The following is a 21,026-nucleotide window of genomic DNA, read 5'->3' as shown; positions in this document are numbered from 1 at the left end:
GAACCGTCAGCCCGACAACCGTCAGCCCGAGAACCGACAGCCCGAGACCGGGCCGGAGCGGAGACAGCACGCCATGACCACCCAGGAGTTCACGATGCGCGACCAGTTCGCGCTGACCACCGCCGAACTGCTCGACCGGGACCCGCGCACCGCCCTGGTGCTCGCCGACATCGGCGCCGCCCAGTTCCCCGACGCGGCCGCCGCCCACCCCGACCGGGTGGTGAACGTCGGCATCCGCGAGCAGCTGCTGATCGGCGTCACCGGCGGCCTGGCGCTGACCGGGATGCGGCCGATCGCGCACACCTTCGCCAGCTTCCTGATCGAGCGGCCCTTCGAACAGGTGAAGCTCGACCTGAACCACCAGGGCGTGGGCGCGGTCCTGGTCAGCGCGGCCGGATCGTACGACTGGCCGGCCGGCGGACGCACCCACATGGCGCCCGGCGACGTCGCCCTGCTGGACACCCTGCCCGACTGGAACGTGCACGTCCCCGGCCACCCCGCCGAGGCCGACCTGCTGCTGCGCCACGCCGTCGCGGCCGGCGACAGCCTGCAGTACGTGCGGCTGTCCGCCCAGCAGAACCGCGAGGCCCGGCCGATCGCACCCGGCCGGTTCCTGACCGTCCGCGAGGGCGCCGGCGGCGTGGTGCTGGCGGTCGGCCCGATGCTGGACGCGGTGCTGGAGGCCACCGAGACGCTGGACGTGACGGTGATGTACGCGACCACCGTGCGGCCGTTCGACGCGGCGGGCCTGCGGGCGGCGGTCGGCGGCCGGGCCGACGTGGTGGTCGTCGAGCCGTACCTGGCCGGTACCTCGGAACGCGAGGTGCACCGCGCACTGGAGCAACTGCCGCACCGCGTCCTCGGGTTGGGCGTGCCGGTGGCCGAGCACCGACACTACGGGTCGATGCCCGAACACCTGGCGGCGTACGGCCTGGACGCGACCGGCCTGCACGCCCGGATCGCGGCCTTCCTGTGGTGACTCGGCCTGTGGCGGCTCGGCCTGTGGTGCCTGTGGTGCCTGTGGTGACGCAGCCGCCGGCGGCTCAGGCCGTGGTGCGCAGCACCGCCACCGAGTCCGGCCCGAGCAGCACCGTACCGTTCACGCCGGCCTGCACCTCGCCGAACGAGGCCTCCAGCGCGGCGAGTTCGCCCTCCAGCGGGACGGCGGCGGGTCCCTCGCCGCCGATCCTGGCCAGTACCCGGTAGCGGCCCCGGTGGACGGCCAGCCAGCCCGCCGCCGCGTCGTGCCGCACCCGCACCGCCGCCAGGTCGCCCGCCGTCAGCTCGGGCGCGGCGTGCCGCAGCCGGATCAACTCCCGGTACCAGCCGAGCAGTTCGGCGTGCGGCTTGCGGTCGGGCTCGGACCAGTCCAGGGTGGAGGCGCGCACCGTGGCCGGGTCCTGCGGGTCGGGGACGTCCTCGGCGCGCCAGCCGTGCTCGCCGAACTCCCGGCGGCGGCCCTGCCGGACGGCCTCGGCGAGCTGCGGGTCGGTGTGGTCGGTGAAGTACTGCCAGGGCGTCGACGCCCCCCACTCCTCGCCCATGAACAGCATCGGCGTGAACGGCGAGGTCAGCACCAGCGCGGCCGCCACGGCGAGCCGGCCCGGCGGGAGCGCGGCCGACAGGCGGTCGCCGGTGGCCCGGTTGCCGATCTGGTCGTGCGTCTGCGCGTAGCCCAGCAGCCGGTGCCCGTACGCCGTCGGGAACGGGCGGCCGTGCGAGCGGCCCCGGAACGAGGACCAGGTCCCGTCGTGGAAGAACCCGCCGGTGAGGGTCTTGCCGAGGGCCGCCCACGGGTCGGCCGCGAAGTCCGCGTAGTAGCCCTGCCCCTCGCCGGTCAGCAGCGTGTGCAGGGCGTGGTGGAAGTCGTCGCTCCACTGCGCGGTCAGCCCGAGCCCGCCGGCCGGCCGGGGCGCGGTGGTGCGCGGATCGTTCAGGTCCGACTCGCCGACCAGGAACAGCGGACGGCCGGTCGCCTCCGCCAACTCGTCGACGGCTGCGGCGAGTTCCTCCAGGAACGGCAGCGCCCGGTCGTCCGCCAGGGTGTGCACCGCGTCCAGCCGCAGCCCGTCGATCCGGTAGTCGCGCAGCCAGGCCAGCGCACTGCCGATCAGGTACGCCCGGACCTCGTCGGAGCCCGGTGCGTCCAGGTTCACCGCCGCGCCCCACGGCGTGTGGTGCCGGTCGGTGAAGTACGGGCCGAACCGGGGCAGGTAGTTGCCGGACGGGCCCAGGTGGTTGTGCACCACGTCGAGGATCACGCCGAGTCCGCGCCGGTGCGCCGCGTCCACGAAGCGCTTCAGCCCGTCCGGGCCGCCGTACGGCTCGTGCACCGCCCACGGCGCCACCCCGTCGTAGCCCCAGCCGTGCCGGCCGGGGAACGGGCAGATGGGCATCAACTCGACGAAGTCCACGCCGAGTTCGACCAGGTGGTCGAGGCGGGCGGCGGCCGCGTCGAAGGTGCCGTCGGCGGTGAAGGTGCCCACGTGCAGCTCGTACACCACCGCGCCCGGCAGCGGGCGGCCCCGCCACACCGTCTCCGTCCAGGCGAACGCGGCGTGGTCGACGGGGCGGGACAGCCCGTCCGGGCCGAACGGCTGCCGCGGCGAGCGCGGATCGGGCAGCGCCGGGCCGCCGTTCAGCCGGAAGCCGTAATCGCCGTCGGGGCCGTCCCCGTGCCACCAGCCCGGGTGCGCCGGGTCGCGTTCCAGCAGGTACGGGATCGCTCCGACCTCCACCTCGACGACCTTGGCCTCCGGCGCCCACACTCGGTACCGCATCATTCCCCCTCCACCAGCAACGCCACCGGCAACTGCTGGAAAAGATACGACAGTTCGACCGAACCGCCGGTGAAACGGCGGCCTGTCGGCCGGTCCGTCCAGCGGCCCGACGGAAGCTCCAGCAGGGTGCCGCGCCAGCCGCCCGCCCGGTGCAGCCCGTACGGCAGGCGGGTCGCCGCGCCCACCACCCGCCCGCCGCGGGCGAACGCCACCAGGTGCTCGGCCGCCGGGCCCGCAGCGGCCAGCGGGCGGTACGCGCCCAGCGGGCCGGAGCGGCGCAGGTGCAGGGCGGTGGCGGTCAGGTGCAGCTTCTCCCGGGCCAGGTCGCCGGGGCGCGGCGAGGCCGCGTCGGTCAGGCGCACCGCCAGCGCGTCCAGGTCGACCGGCGCCCGGTTGTCCGGGTCGACCAGCGTGTACAGCGGCTCCTCGCCACCCTGGAACACGTCCGGCACGCCCGGCGCCAGCAGGTGCAGCAGCGCCGCCGACAGCGAGTTCACCCGGGCGAACGGCTCCAGCATGCCGACGAACCCGGCGATCCGCGGGCACAGCCCCGGGTTGGCCAGCGCGTCCCGCACGTACTGGGCGAGCCGCTGCTCGAACGCCTCGTCGGGGGCCTTCCACGAGGTGCGGCGCTTCGCCTCCCGCACCGACTTCAGCACCACGCCCAGCAGCCGTTCCCCGGACAGCGGCCAGGCCGCCAGCAGGGTCTGCCACAGCAGCCACGCCGACGCCCGGTCCGGGCACGGGCCGGCCGCCACCGTCCACGCCGTGCACTCCGCCGCCCACGCCTCCGGCAGTTCCGCCAGCACCGCGAGCCGGGCCCGGGCGTCCGCGCTGCGCTTGGTGTCGTGCGTGGACAGCGCCGTCATCGCCTGCGGCTGGTGCTGCTCCCGGTGTTCGCACCAGCGGTGGAAGTCCGCCGGGGTGACGCCGGGGTGCTCGGGACGGCCGCCGACCTCGTTCAGCGACAGCAGCGCGTTGAAGCGGTAGAACGCGGTGTCCTCCACGCCCTTGGCGGCCACTGCGGAGACGGTCTGCCCGAAGCGGTGGCAGAACTCGTCCTTCGCGGCCGAACGGCCCAGCTCGCCGAGCGCGAGCCGGCGCACCAGGCGCTCGGTGTCGGACGCGCCCTCGGGCGGAGCGAGCGCCTCGGCGGCCTCGGCGGGCGCGGGCTCGCCGGGCACCACGTACGGCCGGTACACCGGGTACTCGGTCAGCAGGGCCTCCAGTGCGTGGCGCACCGCCAGCGGCGAGTGGTCGGCCAGCTCCGGCCCGTCCGCGCAGATCCGCCCGACCAGGCGCACCAGCCGGTCGGTCTCCGCCGACAGCGCCCCGTCCGGAGCGACCATCTCGGCCCGGCCGATCAGCGCCGTGGTCGCCGCGTCCGCCCGGTCGCCGACGTCGCGCCGGTAGGCGGCCGCCAGCCGTTCCGCGCCCAGGTGGTCGGTCAGCACGCCGTCGATGCGGCGCAGCGCGTCGTAGCCGGTGGTGCCCGCGCACGGCCAGTCGGCGGGCAGCCGCTCCTCGCCGGTGAGGATCTTCTCCACCACCGTGTACGCGCCGCCGGTCGCCTCCGCGAGGCGCCGCAGGTAACCGCGCGGGTCGGCCAGCCCGTCCGGGTGGTCGATCCGGAAGCCGTCCAGGACGCCCTCGCGGTGCAGCCGCAGCAGCACCGCGTGCGTCGCCTCGAACACCTCGGGGACTTCCATCCGCACCGCGATCAGCTCGTTGACGGTGAAGAACCGCCGGTAGTTGATCTGCTCGTCGGCGAGCTGCCACCAGGAGAGGCGGTACCACTGGCGGTCCAGCAGCTCCGGCAGCGGCAGCTGCGCGGTGCCGGGGCGCAGCGGGAACTCGTGCTCGTAGTAGCGCAGCACCTCGCCGTCGACCGTGAGCCGGTCGAGTTCCGCGCCCAGCCGGTCGCCGAGCAGCGGCAGCAGCAGCCGGCCGCGCTCCGGGGCGTCCACCGGGCCCGGCTGGGACGTCCAGTCGATGTCGAACCAGGCGGCGAACGGGTCGTCGGGGCCGTTCGCCAGCACCTGCCACAGCGGCCGGTTCAGCTGCTCCGGCACGGGCAGGGCCATGTGGTTGGGCACCACGTCGGCGATCAGGCCGAGGCCGTGCCGGTGGCAGGCCCCGGCCAGCTCGCGCAGCGCCCGTTCGCCGCCCAGCTGCTCGGCGACCCGGCCGTGGTCGACCGTGTCGTAGCCGTGCGTGGAGCCCGGCACCGCCTCCAGCAGCGGCGACAGGTGGAGGTGGGAGACCCCGAGGGCCGCCAGGTACGGCACGGCGCGGCGGGCGTCGTGCAGGGTGAACTCCGGCTGCAACTGGAGCCGATAGGTGGCCGTCGGGAAGCGGGCCGTCGAAGGTCGCGCGGCGACTGACGTCATGGCCCGATCCCTACCCGGCCGGTCCGAGGCGTACCGTGCATTGCCCCGAACGGGTGGTTTCGGCCGGGTCCGCTACGCCGGTCGTTGCAGCACCATCAGCGAGCGGTCCAGCAGCCGCAGGGTGTCGCCGGCCTTGGCGCGGGGGCCGGTCCCGGGGGCGGGGAGGGCGGGCAGCGAGGTGTCGACGACGACCTGCCAGGCCTCGCCGTGGCCGGCCGGGACGGTGAAGGCGATCGGCTCCGCGTGGGCGTTGAACATCAGCAGGAACGAATCGTCGACGATCTTGCCGCCGCGCCGGTCCGGCTCGGAGATGGCGTTGCCGTTCAGGAACACCGTCAGCGACTTCGCGTACGAGGTCGACCAGTCCTGCTCGGTCATCTCCTCGCCGCCGGGGGTGAACCAGGCGATGTCGGTGAGGGCGTCGTGGGTGCCGGAGACCGGGCGGCCGTGGAAGAACCGGCGGCGGCGGAAGACCGGGTGGTCGCGGCGCAGCCAGATCATGCCCTGGGTGAACTCCAGCAGCCGGCTGTCGGCCTGCTCGCCGTCCCGGGTCGGCCAGGCCACCCAGGTCAGGTCGGAGTCCTGGCAGTAGGCGTTGTTGTTGCCGCGCTGGGTGCGGCCCAGCTCGTCGCCGTGGGAGAGCATCGGCACGCCCTGCGAGAGCATCAGGGTGGCGATGAAGTTGCGCTGCTGGCGGGCCCGGAGTTCGAGCACCCCGGGGTCGGTGCTGTCGCCCTCGGCGCCGCAGTTCCACGAGCGGTTGAAGGACTCGCCGTCCCGGTTGTCCTCCCGGTTGGCCTCGTTGTGCTTGTCGTTGTACGACACCAGGTCGCGCAGGGTGAAACCGTCGTGGCAGGTGACGAAGTTGATCGAGGCGATCGGGCGGCGGCCGTCGTCCTGGTACAGGTCGGAGGAGCCGGTCAGCCGGGAGCCGAACTCGGCGATGGTGGCGGGCTCGCCGCGCCAGAAGTCACGGACGGTGTCCCGGTAGAGGCCGTTCCACTCCGTCCACAGCGGCGGGAAGTTGCCGACCTGGTAGCCGCCCTCGCCGAGGTCCCACGGTTCGGCGATCAGCTTGGCCTGCGAGACCACCGGGTCCTGCTGGACCAGGTCGAAGAACGAGGACAGCCGGTCCACCTCGTGGAACTGCCGGGCCAGCGTCGCCGCCAGGTCGAAGCGGAACCCGTCCACGTGCATCTCGGTGACCCAGTACCGCAGCGAATCCATGATCATCTGAAGGACGTGCGGCGAACGCATCAGCAGCGAGTTGCCGGTGCCGGTGGTGTCCTCGTAGAAGCGCTGGTCCTTCGCCAACCGGTAGTACGAGGCGTTGTCCAGGCCGCGGAACGACAGCGTCGGCCCGAGGTGGCTGCCCTCCGCGGTGTGGTTGTAGACCACGTCGAGGATCACCTCGATGCCGGCCGCGTGCAGCGCCTTCACCATCGACTTGAACTCCTGCACCTGGTGCCCGCGGTCGCCCGTCGAGGAGTACGAGGAGTGCGGGGCGAAGTAGCCGATCGTGTTGTAGCCCCAGTAGTTGGACAGCCCGAGGTCGCGCAGCCGGTGGTCGCGGACGAACTGGTGCACCGGCATCAGCTCGATCGCGGTGACGCCCAGCTTCGCCAGGTGCTCGATCACCGCCGGGTGCGCCAGGCCCGCGTAGGTGCCGCGGATCTCCTCCGGGATGCCCGGGTGCAGCCTGGTCAGGCCCTTCACGTGCGCCTCGTACACCACCGTGCGGTGGTAGTCGGTGCGCGGCGGCCGGTCGGTGCCCCAGTCGAAGTACGGGTTGATCACCACCGAGTGCATGGTGTGCGGCGCCGAGTCCAGGTCGTTGCGGCGCTCCGGCGCCCCGAAGTGGTAGCCGTACACCGACTCGTCCCAGTCGATGTGGCCGCCCATCGCCTTCGCGTACGGGTCCAGCAGCAGCTTCGACGCGTTGTGCCGCAGCCCCAGCCCCGGCTGGAACGGGCCGTGCACCCGGAACCCGTACCGCTGGCCCGGCTGGACGCCCGGCAGGTACGCGTGCCGCACGAAGGCGTCCGTCTCGCGCAGCTCCACCGCCGTCTCCGAACCGTCCTCGCCGATCAGGCAGAGCTCGATCCGGTCCGCGCTCTCCGAGAACACCGCGAAGTTGGTGCCCGCGCCGTCGTAGGTGGCGCCGAGCGGGTAGGGCTGCCCCGGCCAGACCTGCATGTGTCCTCGACTTCCCTGTGCCAGACGCCGATCGGCGCCCCGCGGGCGGTCACCCGGCGGAGCGCCCGAGCAGGTGCCGGGCATCGGCGACGCGGTGCCCGGCACAATCCGCATCCTCCTCGCCGGGCGGGCCGACACCGTGCCCATCCGCCTCCATTCGCCCGTTGTTCGCCCGTACGGGTGTCCCGGATGCCGGGCCGGACGGCTTGCCGCGACCGGTCCGTGACGGACCGTCGGCCGGTGCGGCGGGAGCTGTCAAGAGGGCTGTGTCACGGGCACGGGGGGCGATACCCTTGATCGTCCGGACCGCGAGAACCCCGGGCCCGCGCGGCCGACGATCGGGGGCCGCGACGGTGGAGCGACCCGGCGGACACTCCGTCAGCCGGCCGGCGGCGGACGAGAGGTGAGGTGGCGGATGGCGTTCCCCGCCGACGGCGACGGACACGACCCGCGGGCCGGCAGCAGCGAGGCCCCGACGCTGGTCGTCCGCACCGGCGGCGGACGCGGACCGCTGCCCCCGCAGGGCGGCCCCGCCGAGGGCATGCCCCCCGCCTGGGCCGGCCACCAGTGGGACGACGCCTACCACAGGGTCCGCCTGGCCGGCCGCGCCTATGTCTGGCTCAACCTCGTCGAACAGCGCACCCGCGCCCTCGTCCACGAGGTGCTGCGCCCCGTCTACGCGCCCGCGCACGGCGAGGAGTGGGTCACCGCCGCCGCCGGACCGGCCGGCGAGGAGTGGGTGCACCGGGCCGCCGCCGTCCGCGAGGTCTCCCGCCGCAAGGGCTACCTGCTCGACCCCGTCGACGACGACCCGCTGGTCTTCCTCACCCTGCCGCAGCTGCGCGAACTGATGGTCCAGCACTGGCCGCTGTTCGAACCCCACCTGGTCGACCGGCGCGAGATCGAGCTCGCCCTCGACGAGCTGGAGGTCGCCCGGCACGTGGTCTCCCGCAACCGGGCGCTGTCGCAGACCGTCCTCGACCAGACCGAACGGGCCGCCGCCCGGCTGCTCGCGCTGCTCGACGGCGCGCACGGCGGCGTCCCCGCCGACGTGGTCGAGGAACTCGTCGCCGGCCGCTACGCCGACGTGGTCGCCGTCCACCCCGACCGGGTCCGCCTCCAGCGCGACCTGCCCGTCGAGGACCTCCTCGACGGCGCCCGCCGCCTCGACGCCGTCGGCATCGGGCTCGGCATGCTCTGCCAGAACTACACCGGCAAACGACTTGTGCGCCTCGCCACCGACGGCTGCCGGGTCCGGCTGCTGTTCCTCAACCCCGCGAGCAGCGCCGTCCGCCGACGTGAACGCGAACTCGGCATCGGGCGCGGCGAGTTGGGGCGCTCGGTGGAGATGAACATCATGCACGTGCGACGGGTGAGGGCCCGGCTGCGCGACCCCGGCTCGTTCGAGATCCGGGTGTTCGACGAACTGCCCCGGTTCACCGCCTACCTGGTCGAGGGCCCGCGCACCACCGGCGCCGGCGGCCGGCGGCGCTCCACCGACCTCGGCGTGATCCAGCCCTACCTGCGCAAGGCCCGCGGCATCGAATCACCCGCCCTCGTCCTGCGCGGCGGCGCCGGACAGGAGGTCGGCGGCACCGAACCCGGACTGCTGGAGGTCTACCGCGAGGAGTTCGAAGACCTCTGGGGAGACTCCCGCGCAGTGTCCTGACCAGGGCACATGCCCGCGGAACAGCGGACGCGCCGTCGGCACTGTCACAGCCGCGCGCGATGATGGTCCGCGTCCTGGCAGTGCCGACGGAAGGAGACACACCCCATGACCTGGTGGAAGGGGCCGCTCACCGGTTTCGACCTGGAGACCACCGGCACCGACCCGGAGGAGTCCCGGATCGTCACCGCCGCCGTGGTCGACACCCTCGGAGGCCGCGTCGAGCGGGTCACCAACTGGCTGCTCGACCCCGGCGTCCCGATACCCGCCGAGGCCGCCGCCATCCACGGCATCACCGACACCGAGGCCCGCACCCACGGCCGACCCGCCGCCGAGGCGATCGAGGAGATCGCCCGCGCCCTGCACCAGCGGCTCGCCGCCGGCCGGCCCGTGGTCGCCTTCAACGCGCCCTACGACCTGTCGCTGCTCGACGCCGAACTGCGCCGCCACGGCCGACCCACCCTCGCCGACCGCCTCGGCGGCCCGGTCACCCCCGTGGTCGACGCCATGGTCGTCGACCGCGCCCTCGACAAGTACCGCAAGGGCTCCCGCACCCTCCAGCGGGTCTGCGAGGTCTACGGGGTCGAACTCCACGACGCCCACGAGGCCGGCAGCGACGCCCTCGCCGCCGTCCGGGTCGCCGTCGCCCTCGGCCACCGCTACCCCGACCAGGCCGGCGACCTCCCGCTCGACGAACTCCACCGGCGGCAGATCGACTGGTACCGCACCTGGGCCACCGACCTCCAGGCCTGGCTGCGCCGCAAGGACCCGGCCGCCACCGTCGACCCGCGCTGGCCGCTCAAGGCGGCCTCCTGAGGGCGGCGGCCGACGGTCAGCGGCAGGAGAGCACGAACCGCTGCCGAGCCAGGTCGACTTCGAGGATCCGCACGGTCAGCCCGTCGCCGACCTGAACGGCCCCGCCGGCCGACTCGGCGGCGGGCACCAGCCCCTGGAGGCCGTCGGGCCGGTCCTCGATCCGGACGAGCAGGCCGAACGGGAGCACCCCCGTGACCACCCCGTCGACCAACTCGCCGACGCGGGCGGACAGCTGCTCCAGCGGGTTGTCCTGCAGCGCCCTCAGCGACAGCTGCAGCTCCTCCCGCACCAGGTCGGCGCCGAGCACCGCGGCCGTGACCTGCCCACCCACCGGGGCCAGGTCGGACGGGGAGGTGAACGGCCGCCAGGACTCTCTGGGAACAGGCCGAGCCGGCGGACCCGGGCTGCGGCGCGCTCGTACGGGCGGTCGGTGCCGATGTGCACGAAGAACCCGTCCCGGCCTCCAGCCCGTACCAGCCGAAGAGGCGTCCCGACGGACCGTCGGGACGCCTCGGCAGGATGGCCGGTCAGGACTGGGGGAAGTCGAAAGTGTAGCCCTGCGCCACCAGCCACGGCAGGAGCTGCTTCAGCGCCGCCACGGTCTGGGTGCGGTCGCCGCCGCCGTCGTGCATCAGCACCACGCCGCCCGGGCGCAGGTTCTGCTGCACGGTGGTGACGATCGACTGCACGCCCGGGCGCGACCAGTCGCGCGGGTCGACCGACCAGCCGAGGGACTTCATGCCCTGGTCGGCGCCGATCTTCTCGTTCTCGGCGGTGAAGTCGCCGCCCGGCGCGCGCCACCAGCTGATCTGCGCGTCGCCGCCGGCGGCGTTCAGGATCTCCGCCTTGGCGTCGGCGATCTCCGCCACCTGCTGCTGGTGCGACTGGGTGTGCATCGGCTGCGGGTGGTCGACGGTGTGGTCGCACAGGCGGTGACCCTCGGCGACGATCCGCTTGACCGCCGCCGGGTTCGCCTTCGCGTTGTCGCCGATCTCGCAGAACGTCGCCTTCGCGTCGTACTTCGCCAGCAGGTCCAGCACCTGGCCGGTGGCCGGGCCCGGGCCGTCGTCGAAGGTCAGCGCCACCGTCCTGCCGCCCGAGGCGGTATGCGACAGCACGTGCGTGGCCGGGGCGTGGCTCGGCTGCCCGCCGGCCGGCTTCGAAGCGGTGCCGGGGGCGGACGGGGTGGCCGGGGCGGTGCCCGGCGCGGACGGGGTGGCCGTCCGGCTCGGCGTGGCCGGGTCCTGGCTCGGCGTGGCGAACGGGGACGAGGGGCCCTCGCTCGGCGTCGGCCGGGCCGCCACCGAGGAGGTCCCGCTTCCGCCCGTGGTCGCGCTCGTGCTCGTGCTTGCGCTCGGCGACGCCGCCGAGTGCTGCGCGGCGTCCCCCGCCGCGAGGGGGGTGCCGTGGGCGCCGCAGGCCACCAGCACGGCCGGGGCGAGCAGTGCGGTGGCACCGATGAGAAGAGAACGACGACGGGCGGATATGCGGGATTTCACCATGGAACGACTCCTGACGTCGTACCTGTCGCCTGCACGGCGGGGCGTCCGATCGGATACGACGCCAGGTACGACCGAGGTGGTTCCGTCCGGATGTGCGCTGCGCCACAGGGCGGGCACCGAACGGAAGCGGTCAGAACGCGAACCAGCGTACTGCCGCCTCGCCGTCACGCAGCGAGTCCACCCGGCGACGGAACTCGGCCCGGGCGGACGGGTTTCCGGCCGACTGCTGCGCCACCCAGGCCGCGCTGGCGGTCTCCCGCGCGCCGCGCAGCACCGCGAAGCCCGGCCACTCGCGGACGTCCCAGCCGTAGGCCGAGTTGAACGCGGCGACCTCCTCGGCCGGTACGCCGTACCGGTCCTGACTGAGCGCCAGCACCACGAGGTCGTGCTCGCGCAAGTCCGAGGCCATGTACTCGAGGTCGAGCAGCACCGGGCCGGCGGGGGCGATGTGCACGTTGCGCGGCAGCGCGTCGCCGTGGATCGGACCCATCGGGAGGAAAGGGGTCAATTCGGAAATAGCGGTGACAAAGGTCTCCTTCCGGTCACGGAGGAAGGCCACGTCCGCCGGATCGATGTGACCCTCCGCGCCTGCCAGCCAACTGTCCACCGGCGCGAGGAGATCGCGCCGGCCGAGCGCCACCGGCGGGGCCGGCTCGGCCGGCAGGGCGTGCAGGGCGCGCAGCAGCGGGGCGAGGTCGGCGGGCCGGGCGGGGCGGACGGCGGGCTCCAGCCGGTGCCACAGCGTGACGGGGTGCTCCTGGGCCAGGTGCACCGCGGGGTCGGCGGGGCGGACCACCGGCACGCCCGCGCCGTCCAGCCAGTCGGCCAGCGCGAGCTCGCGGGCGGCGCGGTCGGCCGAGCCGGGGGTGCGGCCGACCTTGGCGACCAGGCCGAGCGTGGGGAGGTCGAAGACGGCGTTCTGGCCGAGCGAAATGAGCGCGGCCCCGGCCGGGTCGATGCCGGCCGGGGCGCACGCCTGCTGCAGGAGGGCCTGGGCCCCCGATTCGTCGAAGATCACCTGCTCATTGTCGGCGAACCGGGGTCCGCGGGGAGGGAGGGGGGCGGTCAGCCGACCAGTTCGTGCTCGTCGTGGCGCCGGTGGGATCCGGTGCCGGCCGGGGCCGGGGAGGGCGCCTCGCCCTCCAGCTGCGGCAGCCAGTGCAGCCAGCGCGGCAGGTACCAGTTCTTGTCGCCGAGCAGGGACATCGCGGCGGGCAGCAGCACGGCACGGATCACCGTGGCGTCGATCAGGACGGCGACCGCCAGGCCCATGCCCATCTGCTTCATGGACTGCATGGACAGCGTGCCGAAGACCGCGAACACCCCGACCATGATCACGGCGGCGCTGGTGACCACGCCGGCGGTGGTGCGGATGCCGTGGGCGACGGCCGCGCCGGTCGGCAGGCCCCGGTCGTGCGCCTCCTTGATCCGGGAGACCACGAACACGTGGTAGTCCATCGACAGGCCGAAGAGGATCACGAACAGGAACAGCGGGACCCAGCTCTCCACCGCGCCGACGCCGGCGGTGCCGATCAGCGAGGCGCCGATGCCGTGCTGGAAGACCAGCGACAGCACGCCGTAGGCGGCGCCGACCGAGAGCAGGTTGAGCAGCACGGCGGTGACGGCGATGGACAGCGAGCGGAACGAGCAGAGCATCAGCAGGAAGGCGAAGGCGACCACGAACCCGAAGACCGGGAGCATCGAGTCCGACATCTGCTTGTTGAAGTCGACCGAGCCGGCGGTGGCGCCGGTGACGGGGGCCTCGGTGCCGGGGACCTTGCCGACCGTGGCGGGCACGACCTGCTCGCGCAGCACCTTCAGCGCCTCGGCGGAGGTGGTGTCGTTGCCGCTGCCGTAGAGCGGGATGTCGACCGTGGCGACGTTCTGTTCGGCGTGCAGCGTCAGGCCGGTGGGGCCGTGCATCTTGCCGGTGGCGAGGGCCTTGGACTGGAGGTCGGCGAGGGCCTGCGTCATCTCGGGGGAGGAGATGTCCTTCGCCCTGACCACCACGGTGGCGGGGGAGGGGGAGCCGGGGAAGGCGTCCTGGATCCGCTGCGAGGTGGCCACCAGGGCATTGCCCTTGGGCAGTTGCTGCTGGAACGTCAGATTGGCGGTGTGCATCGTCAGCGCCGGCGCGGCGATCGCCAGCAGAGCGGCGGTGGCCAGGCCGGCGGCGGCCAGCGGGTGGCGCAGCACCGGGGTGAGGATCGTGTTCCAGACCCGGCTGCCCTCGTTGCCGCCCCGGCGCAGCCGGTGCAGGAACGGGACCTTGCCCTTCTCCACCCGGTCTCCGAGCAGCGACAGCAGGGCGGGCAGCACCGTCAGCGAGCCGAGCACGGCGGTGACCACGACCAGGATGGTGGCGAAGGACATCGCCTTGAAGTCGGCTATGCCAGTGAGGAACATGCCGGCCATGGCGACCACCACGGTGATGCCGGAGACCAGCACGGCGCGGCCGCTGGTGGCGGCGGCGATCCGCAGCGCCGTCTCGGCGTCGTGCCCGGCGGCGCGCTCCTCACGCTCCCGGCGCAGGTAGAACAGGCAGTAGTCGACGCCGACGGCGAGGCCGACCAGCAGCATCACCGAGGCGGCGTCGTTGCTGGTGTGCAGCAGGCCGGAGGAGAGCGCGACCAGGCCGGAGGCGGCGACGAAGGCGGTGATCGCCAGCACCACCGGGAGGACCGCGGCCACCAGCGCGCCGAAGGCGATCAGCAGGATGCCGAGGGCGAGCGGCACCGCCGTCCACTCGGCGCGGGCGAAGTCATTGGTGAACTGGTCGTTGAACCACTTGCCGGCGCTGGCCTCGCCGTACTCCTCGACCACGAACTCGGGGTGCTGCTTCTGCACGCCCGTCACCGCGTCCATCACCGCGGGCACGTTGGCGACGGCCGTGTCGCGGTCCTCCCCGACGACCGTGAACTGGAGCAGCGCCGAGTGCTTGTCCGCCGAGACCGCGCCCGTCTCGTACGGGCTGTGCATGTCGCCGACCTTGCCGGTGGCCTTGACGGCCGCGGCGACCTGGTCGACGGCGGCCTTGAACGAGGCGTCGTCGGCCGTCACCGTGCGGCTCTGCACCAGGACGGTCTCGCCGGCCGGGGACTTGATGCCCGCGTCGTCCAGGATTCGGGCGGCCTGCGCGACCTGACCCGGCATCGACTCGGACTCGGTGACCTTGGTGGAGCCGTGCACGCCGCCGAGGTAGGCGGCGAGGACGACGAAGAGCAGCCAGCCGAAGACCGCGGTCTTTCTGTGGCGGGCGCTCCAGGCGCCCATCGTGGCGGCGATTCCATGATTCACGGTAGGTGTCCCCCAGGGGTTTCGGGCGGGTGCGGACCGCCCCGGTCAGTGGGCCCCCGGGCTGCTTCCGGCGGCAGAACAGACGCTATGAGCTGGGGATCTGACGAACCATCCGGCTAGTCACCGACTTTCCCCTGGCCCTGCCCCCAGGGGGGAGTAGGGGGTTATCCCCACCCTCGGGGGAGGGTTCTCCTCCTTGAGGGCAGCCGGGCGTCCACCCTGAGGGGGAGCGATCTCCACCCCGAGCACGAGGTGGGAAGGGGTGTCGACGGGCGACGATGGATCGGGGCCGGCTCCGTGGCCGCCCCTAGGGGGCGCACACGAAACCCACTTGCCGGGCGGCAAGTCAGGTCCCGTAGGATGCCCGCTAACACTTACCTGCCGACCGGCTAGGCCCTGCCGAGGGTTTCGCGTGCCGGTCCAGCCGTTGCCCGGTCCCCGTCCCCCGGCTGCGGTGAACCATGCCCAGGAGGCATTTCGAGCATGTTCCACCGACTTGGACACTTCGTCGTCAAGCGGGCGTGGTGGGTGATCATCGCCTGGGTGATCGGCTCCATCGCGCTGGTCGCGGGCGCCCCGAAGCTGAGCGCCTCGACCGACGAGTCAGAGTTCCTGCCGAAGCACTACGAGTCCATCCGGGCCGCGGTGGTCCAACAGGACAAGTTCCCGGCCGAGTTCACCCCCAGCGCGATCCTGATGTTCGAGCGCACGGACGGCGCCGCGCTGACCGACGCCGACAAGGCCGACATCGCCAAGATCACCCAGGGTCTGACCGACAAGCACATACCCCTGGTCGAGCAGGTCATCCCCCCGATGGAGGGGAAGACCATCTCGCAGGACGGTCACTACGCGATGGGCATGGTCTCCATCGACAAGACCAAGATGCAGACCGACGAGTACCCGTTGGCCGCCAAGGACCTGCGTGACGAGGGCAAGGAGCTCGCCAAGGGCACCGCGCTGAAGTTCCAGGTCGGCGGCCAGGCCGCGATGGCGCAGGACCAGAAGGAGTCGTCCAGCGCCACCGACGCGATCACCATGCTCGCCACCGTCGTGCTGATCGTGGTCATCGTCGGCGTGATCTTCCGCGGCATCCTGGTCGGCTGGCTGCCGGTGCTGCTGTCGCTGTTCCCGATGATCGCGGCCAGCGGCCTGATCGCCTTCGTCACCGACATCTTCGACCTGAAGTCCTCGCCGATCGCCTCGGCGATCGACATCGTGGTGATCCTCGGCGTCGGCACCGACTACTTCCTGTTCCTGATGTTCCGCTACCGCGAGCGCCTGCGGGCCGGCGACGACCGCAAGGCCGCCGTGGCCAACGGCGTCGCCCGGGTCGGCGAGGCGATCGCCTCGGCGGCGGGCGCGGTCACCGTCGCCTTCGCGGTGCTGCTGCTCTCCGAGCTCGGCATGTTCACCTCGCTCGGCCCGGCGCTGGCCATCTCGGTCATCGTCACCGCGCTGGCCTCGCTCACCCTGACCCCGGCGCTGCTCTCCGTCATCCCGGCGAAGGCCACCTTCTGGCCCGGCCGCAAGTGGATGCAGGAGCCCACGGGCGCCCGCTTCCACAAGCTCGGCAAGGTCGTCGGCCGGCGCCCCGGCATCATCGCGCTGGTCTCCGGCGGTCTGCTGGTGGTCCTCTCGCTGGCCGGCCTCGGCTACAGCGGCACCTTCGACATGGCCAAGAGCATGATGCCGAAGGACAAGGAGTCCATGGTCGTCATGGAGGCCCTGACCAAGGGCTTCTCGGCCGGCGCCGCCGACCCCACGCACGTCTTCGTCACCGGCAAGGACGGCGCCAAGCTCGACGCCGCCCAGCTGGACGGCTTCGGCGCCAAGCTCGGGCAGGTCCCCGGCGTCGCCACCGTCCAGGCCGAGCACAAGCTCAGCGAGGACGGCACCACCGCCGACTTCGTCGTGATGCTCAAGGACTCCGCGGCCAGCAACGCGGCGATCGACACCGTCACCGAGCTGCGCACCGCCGCCCACGCGGACGCGCCCGCCGGCACCGAGGCGCTGATCGGCGGCACCTCGTCGGTGTACAAGGACATCAACCTGGCGATGACCCACGACTACAAGCTGGTCTTCCCGGTGGCAGGTCTGCTGATCCTGCTGATCCTGGGCCTCCAGCTGCGCAGCGTGGTCGCGCCCTGGTACCTGATGGCCTCGGTCGGCCTCGGCTTCGCCGCGACCCTGGGCGCCACCACGCTGGCCTTCCTCAAGATCGGCTCCGAGCCCGGTCTGATGTTCATGCTGCCGATCTTCATCTACCTGTTCGTGGTGGCGATCGGCACCGACTACAACATCCTGATCATCGCCCGACTCCGCGAGGAGGCCCGTGAGGGCCGCAACCCGCGCGAGGCGGCCAGCGAGGCGGTCCGGCACGCCGGACCGACCGTCGCCGCGGCCGGCTTCATCCTGGCCGCGTCCTTCGCGACCTTCATGCTGGCAGGCAACGTGCTCTTCGCCGAGCTCGGCTTCGCCCTGGCCATCGGCATCGTGCTGGCGGCCTTCGTGATGGCGATGTTCTTCACCCCGGCGATCACCGCGCTGCTCGGCAAGAAGGCCTGGTGGCCCGGTCACGGCGCGATGCCCGACCACGGCCCCGAGGCCGTCGCCGCCCGCGCGCCACAGCCCGCCGGCCAGGCCTGAACGGCCACGCACGGGTAGCTCCGGGCAGTCCTGAGTGAAGGGGCATGCGGTCCAACCGGACCGCATGCCCCTTCGCCGTCCCGTCGAAACACGGTGTGACCAGCGGAACTTTTGCCGCCGTCGACGAAGGGGACCGTGCTATTGTCGAAGCAGTTGCAGTATTGGTTCCCATGAACGTGTGTGTGCGCCTGCTGGTTCCAACCACAGGCGCATTTGTTTTGTCCGGTGTTTAGTCTCCGGATGGGGATCGCGGCTACGTGGGGTGCACGAGGTGTGTGCCCCAACGCCCCAGTGAAAGTGGAGACGGTTATGGCTACCGGCACCGTGAAGTGGTTCAACAGCGAAAAGGGCTACGGCTTCATCGAGCAGGACGGCGGCGGCGCTGACGTCTTCGCTCACTACTCGAACATCCAGTCCCAGGGCTTCCGTGAGCTCGTCGAGGGCCAGAAGGTCGAGTTCGACGTGACCCAGGGCCAGAAGGGCCCGCAGGCGGAGAACATCCGCCCCATCTGAGTGCCGGCTCACGCCGACTCTTAGATGTTGTGGGCGAGGGCCCGTACCTCCACAGGTACGGGCCCTCGTCCATGCCGCCCGACGGCCGGGGCGGCCCTTCCTCCCGGACGGCCGACATCCTGCCGACGCGTGATCGCGCGTCGGCCGACGGCCTTCCAGGTAGAGGAAACACGCATGTCAGAGCAGTCCCGTCCGAAGTCCGCACGGTCCGCACAGTCCGCTTCGCGCGGCGAGTCGCGCGGTGACCAGCCCGGTGCGCGGAAGCCGCGCACCGGCGCGTCCCGTGGCGGTGCGCCGCGCAGTGGTTCCGAGGCCCGCGGTGGTTCGTCCCGCGGTGGTTCGTCCCGCGACGGCGAGCAGGCCCGTGCCGAGCGTCCGCGTCGGCCGCGTCGTGGCGCCGTGACGACGGCCGCGCCCGCCGAGGACTTCACGCCCGTGCAGGGCACCCCGTCCCGCCCGCCGGCGGCGAGCTTCGCCGAGCTGAACCTCCCGTCCGGGATGATGAAGGAACTCGGTGCGCAGGGCGTGACCGAGCCGTTCCCGATCCAGGCCGCCACCCTGCCGGACGCGCTGGCCGGACGCGACGTCCTCGGCCGCGGCCGTACCGGCTCCGGCAAGACCCTGGCGTTCGGCCTGCCGCTGCTGGTGCGCACCGCCGGCAAGCGCGCCACCGCCCGCCACCCGCTGGCCCTGGTGCTGGTGCCCACCCGTGAGCTCGCCCAACAGGTCACCGAGGCGCTCGCCCCCTACGCCGGGGTGCTCGGCCTGCGGATCACCACCGTGGTCGGCGGCATGTCGATCACCCGCCAGTCCAACCAGGTCCGCCGCGGCACCGAGGTCCTGGTCGCCACCCCCGGCCGCCTGGACGACCTGATCCAGCGCGGCGACGTCCGCCTGGACGACGTCGCCATCACCGTCCTCGACGAGGCCGACCAGATGGCCGACATGGGCTTCCTGCCGCAGGTCGTCAAGCTCCTGGAGCAGGTCGCCGAGGGCGGGCAGCGGATGCTGTTCTCCGCCACCCTGGACCGCAACGTGGACCGGCTGGTCAACCGTTTCCTCAGCGACCCCGTCACCCATTCGGTGGACCCGTCGGCCGGTGCCGTCACCACCATGGACCACCACCTGCTCCAGCTCGACCCCGCCGACAAGGCCGAGACCACCGCCCGGATCGCCGCCCGCGAGGGCCGCGTGATCATGTTCGTGCACACCAAGCACGGTGCGGACCGCCTCGCCAAGCAGCTGCGCGCGCACGGCGTGGTCGCCGCCGCGCTGCACGGCGGCAAGTCGCAGCCGCAGCGCAACCGGGTCCTCGACCAGTTCCGCGACGGCCAGGTCACCGCGCTGATCGCCACCAACGTTGCCGCCCGCGGCATCCACATCGACGGCCTCGACCTGGTCGTCAACGTCGACCCGCCGATCGACCACAAGGACTACCTGCACCGCGGCGGGCGCACCGCGCGGGCCGGCGAGTCCGGCACCGTGGTCACCCTGGTGCTGCCCGAGCAGCGCCGCGAGGTCAACCGGCTGCTGAGCGTCGCCGGCATCCGGCCCACCATCACCAAGGTCCGGCCCGAGGACGGCGAGCTGAAGCGCATCACCGGCGCGCGGATGCCGTCCGGCGTGGCCGTCATGCTGCCGGTCCCGGCATCTGTCGCTGCTGCCGCCGCCGCGGTCGCCGAGCCCGCCGCGGAGGGGCGCGGGCGTGGGCGGGGCGGTGCGCCGGTGGACGGCGAGGCGCGTCGGCGTCCGGCGAAGCGGACCGGCGGGCTGCCGAAGGACGTCGACATGAGCGGCAACCCGCGACGCCCCCGGCCCAAGCAGCGTCCGGGCGGCGGGAGTTCGCAGATGGCGGCCGGGTTCATCGGGAAGTCGTCGGGGCGGGCGAAGCCGGGGTCCGGGGCGAAGAGCGGCTCGAACTACGGGACGGGGCGGCAGCGGCGCAAGTCCGACTAGGGCTGCGCGAGCCCGTCCGCAAGGTCGCGATCAGGTGCAGGTCACTGTCCTGCGTCGCGATCTTGCGGACGTGGCGCGTTCCCCTTCGCGCAGTTCCCCGCGCCCCCGGTGGTGCATCCCCTGGTTGTGCGTGCTCCCGTTTTTCAGGTGCCCATGTTCCGGACGGCGGCGACCAGGGGGGCCAGTTCGGGGCGGGTCTCGGCGGCGGTGAGGGCTTCGGCGAGGGCGGCGTCGTGGGTGGGGCGGGCCCGGTCGAGGAGGGCGAGGCCGGCGGGGGTGACGTTGGTGTAGATGCCGCGCCGGTCGGTGGGGCAGAGGTAGCGGGCGAGCAGGCCGCGGTCCTCCAGGCGGGTGACCAGGCGTGTGGTGGCGCTCTGGCTGAGGACCACCGAGTCGGCGAGCCGGTTCATCCGGAAGTGACCGCCGTCGCCCTCGTGCTGCTCGCTCAGGACGTTCAGGACGGAGAACTCGCGGACGCTGAGCTCGTGTTCGGCCTGCAGGGCGCGTTCGATGTGGGCTTCGAGGCGGCCGTGCAGCGAGGTCAGGGCGCACCAGCCGTGCGCCAGGCCGGGGTCCGGGCGGGTCATGGGCCGTGCTCCCTTCGGGATGGGATCGTTCACTCCGTACAAGCCTAGTCGAAATCTGCAAATTCCCGCGCCTGCAAGTATCTACATGCGGAGTGAGGAGGCGGTCGATGGAGCAGCACGTGCGCCTGGACGCGCAGGAAGCCGCGCTGGACGCCCTGCTGGCAGTGCTCGACGTGACGGTCGAGGTGCCGGGGGACGAGCGGGTGGCCCGGTTGGAGGCGCGGGCGTCGGGTTTCGCGCAGTACCACCGGATCGGCCACAAACGGCAGGCCGCGTACCGGCGGCTGGCGGCGGACCGGGAGGCGGCGCACCGGCTGTACCCGCTGGTGCTGGACGCGCTGCTGGCCGACGACGACGCGTCCTCGCCGCGCTGGCTGGCGCAGGTGCTGGTGTCGGTGGGCGGCCGGCGGCGGTTGCAGGAGGAGTTGGCGGCGGCCGTGGCGGACGGCGACCCGTTGCGGCAGGTGTGCGCGGTGGGTGCGTGGCGGTGGGCGGAGGCCGTGGACGGGCCGCTCGCGGAACGGTTCCTGACGGCGCGTCGGGAGGCGGCCGAGCGCTGCACCGACCCGTGGGTGCGCGTGCGGCTGGCCGACTGAGCGTCAATTGGCGGGCCCGGGGTACCTCTTGCGGGCGAGGCCGTGTTAGCTTCTTTGCCAATTCATGGTCTGCGCATGGCG

The 21,026-nt window shown here is 72.8% G+C and carries 15 protein-coding genes; 7 read left to right on the top strand and 8 right to left on the bottom strand.

What is annotated here, in order from left to right; genetic code table 11:
• Positions 1 to 73: 73 nt before the first annotated feature.
• The gene (locus AMK19_RS20000) at positions 74 to 979 is read left to right on the top strand and encodes a transketolase family protein (RefSeq protein ID WP_073813573.1); all 906 of its coding nucleotides are present in this window, start codon (positions 74 to 76) and stop codon (positions 977 to 979) included.
• Positions 980 to 1,043: 64 nt separating this feature from the next.
• Here the strand turns inward: AMK19_RS20000 and treZ are convergent, their stop codons facing one another.
• The 3 genes from treZ to glgX form a co-directional block, all read right to left on the bottom strand.
• On the bottom strand, positions 1,044 to 2,780 hold the full coding sequence (treZ, locus tag AMK19_RS19995; protein WP_073813571.1) for a malto-oligosyltrehalose trehalohydrolase: 1,737 nt from the start codon (positions 2,778 to 2,780) through the stop codon (positions 1,044 to 1,046).
• On the bottom strand, positions 2,780 to 5,170 hold the full coding sequence (treY, locus tag AMK19_RS19990; protein ID WP_073813569.1) for a malto-oligosyltrehalose synthase: 2,391 nt from the start codon (positions 5,168 to 5,170) through the stop codon (positions 2,780 to 2,782). The genes treZ and treY overlap by 1 nt, the downstream gene beginning before the upstream one ends.
• 72 nt (positions 5,171 to 5,242) lie before the next feature.
• Positions 5,243 to 7,366, bottom strand: a complete 2,124-nt coding sequence (glgX, locus tag AMK19_RS19985; RefSeq protein WP_073813567.1) for a glycogen debranching protein GlgX — start codon at positions 7,364 to 7,366, stop codon at positions 5,243 to 5,245.
• A 415-nt stretch (positions 7,367 to 7,781) separates the two neighbouring features.
• On the opposite strand from glgX, the gene AMK19_RS19980 reads away from it, so the two are divergent.
• On the top strand, positions 7,782 to 9,035 hold the full coding sequence (locus AMK19_RS19980) for an SAV2148 family HEPN domain-containing protein (RefSeq protein WP_073813565.1): 1,254 nt from the start codon (positions 7,782 to 7,784) through the stop codon (positions 9,033 to 9,035).
• A 105-nt stretch (positions 9,036 to 9,140) separates the two neighbouring features.
• Positions 9,141 to 9,848 carry an exonuclease domain-containing protein gene (locus AMK19_RS19975; RefSeq protein WP_073813563.1) on the top strand — a complete coding sequence of 236 codons (708 nt, stop codon included), beginning with the start codon at positions 9,141 to 9,143 and terminating at the stop codon, positions 9,846 to 9,848.
• Between the two features lie 16 nt (positions 9,849 to 9,864).
• On the opposite strand, the gene AMK19_RS19970 is transcribed toward AMK19_RS19975, so the two are convergent.
• From AMK19_RS19970 to AMK19_RS19955, 4 genes are all read right to left on the bottom strand, one after another.
• Entirely contained in the window at positions 9,865 to 10,179 is a 315-nt protein-coding gene (locus tag AMK19_RS19970; RefSeq protein WP_073813561.1) for a S1 RNA-binding domain-containing protein, read from the bottom strand.
• Positions 10,180 to 10,375: 196 nt separating this feature from the next.
• Positions 10,376 to 11,350, bottom strand: coding sequence for a polysaccharide deacetylase family protein (locus tag AMK19_RS19965; protein ID WP_073813559.1), 975 nt, complete (start codon positions 11,348 to 11,350; stop codon positions 10,376 to 10,378).
• Between the two features lie 130 nt (positions 11,351 to 11,480).
• Positions 11,481 to 12,368: a phosphotransferase enzyme family protein gene (locus AMK19_RS19960; RefSeq protein WP_083647098.1), complete on the bottom strand. Its 888-nt coding sequence runs from the start codon at positions 12,366 to 12,368 to the stop codon at positions 11,481 to 11,483.
• A 47-nt stretch (positions 12,369 to 12,415) separates the two neighbouring features.
• Positions 12,416 to 14,623 (bottom strand): MMPL family transporter, encoded by a 2,208-nt coding sequence (locus AMK19_RS19955; protein ID WP_073813555.1) that lies wholly within the window; start codon positions 14,621 to 14,623, stop codon positions 12,416 to 12,418.
• A 507-nt stretch (positions 14,624 to 15,130) separates the two neighbouring features.
• On the opposite strand from AMK19_RS19955, the gene AMK19_RS19950 reads away from it, so the two are divergent.
• From AMK19_RS19950 to AMK19_RS19940, 3 genes are all read left to right on the top strand, one after another.
• Complete coding sequence (locus tag AMK19_RS19950; RefSeq protein WP_073813553.1) at positions 15,131 to 17,293, top strand: MMPL family transporter; 2,163 nt, start codon at positions 15,131 to 15,133, stop codon at positions 17,291 to 17,293.
• Between the two features lie 309 nt (positions 17,294 to 17,602).
• Complete coding sequence (locus AMK19_RS19945; protein WP_073813551.1) at positions 17,603 to 17,806, top strand: cold-shock protein; 204 nt, start codon at positions 17,603 to 17,605, stop codon at positions 17,804 to 17,806.
• A gap of 174 nt (positions 17,807 to 17,980) precedes the next feature.
• Positions 17,981 to 19,762: a DEAD/DEAH box helicase gene (locus tag AMK19_RS19940; RefSeq protein WP_073813549.1), complete on the top strand. Its 1,782-nt coding sequence runs from the start codon at positions 17,981 to 17,983 to the stop codon at positions 19,760 to 19,762.
• A 143-nt stretch (positions 19,763 to 19,905) separates the two neighbouring features.
• On the opposite strand, the gene AMK19_RS19935 is transcribed toward AMK19_RS19940, so the two are convergent.
• Complete coding sequence (locus AMK19_RS19935) at positions 19,906 to 20,349, bottom strand: MarR family winged helix-turn-helix transcriptional regulator (RefSeq protein ID WP_073813547.1); 444 nt, start codon at positions 20,347 to 20,349, stop codon at positions 19,906 to 19,908.
• A 107-nt stretch (positions 20,350 to 20,456) separates the two neighbouring features.
• On the opposite strand from AMK19_RS19935, the gene AMK19_RS19930 reads away from it, so the two are divergent.
• Positions 20,457 to 20,945 (top strand): hypothetical protein, encoded by a 489-nt coding sequence (locus AMK19_RS19930; RefSeq protein ID WP_073813545.1) that lies wholly within the window; start codon positions 20,457 to 20,459, stop codon positions 20,943 to 20,945.
• The last annotated feature ends 81 nt before the right edge of the window (positions 20,946 to 21,026 follow it).

The sequence above is a fragment of the Kitasatospora sp. CB01950 genome, assembly GCF_001905465.1.
GTDB lineage: Bacteria > Actinomycetota > Actinomycetes > Streptomycetales > Streptomycetaceae > Kitasatospora.
Note: the sequence above shows the minus strand (reverse complement) of the source record. Positions and strands in the feature narration are given on the sequence as shown.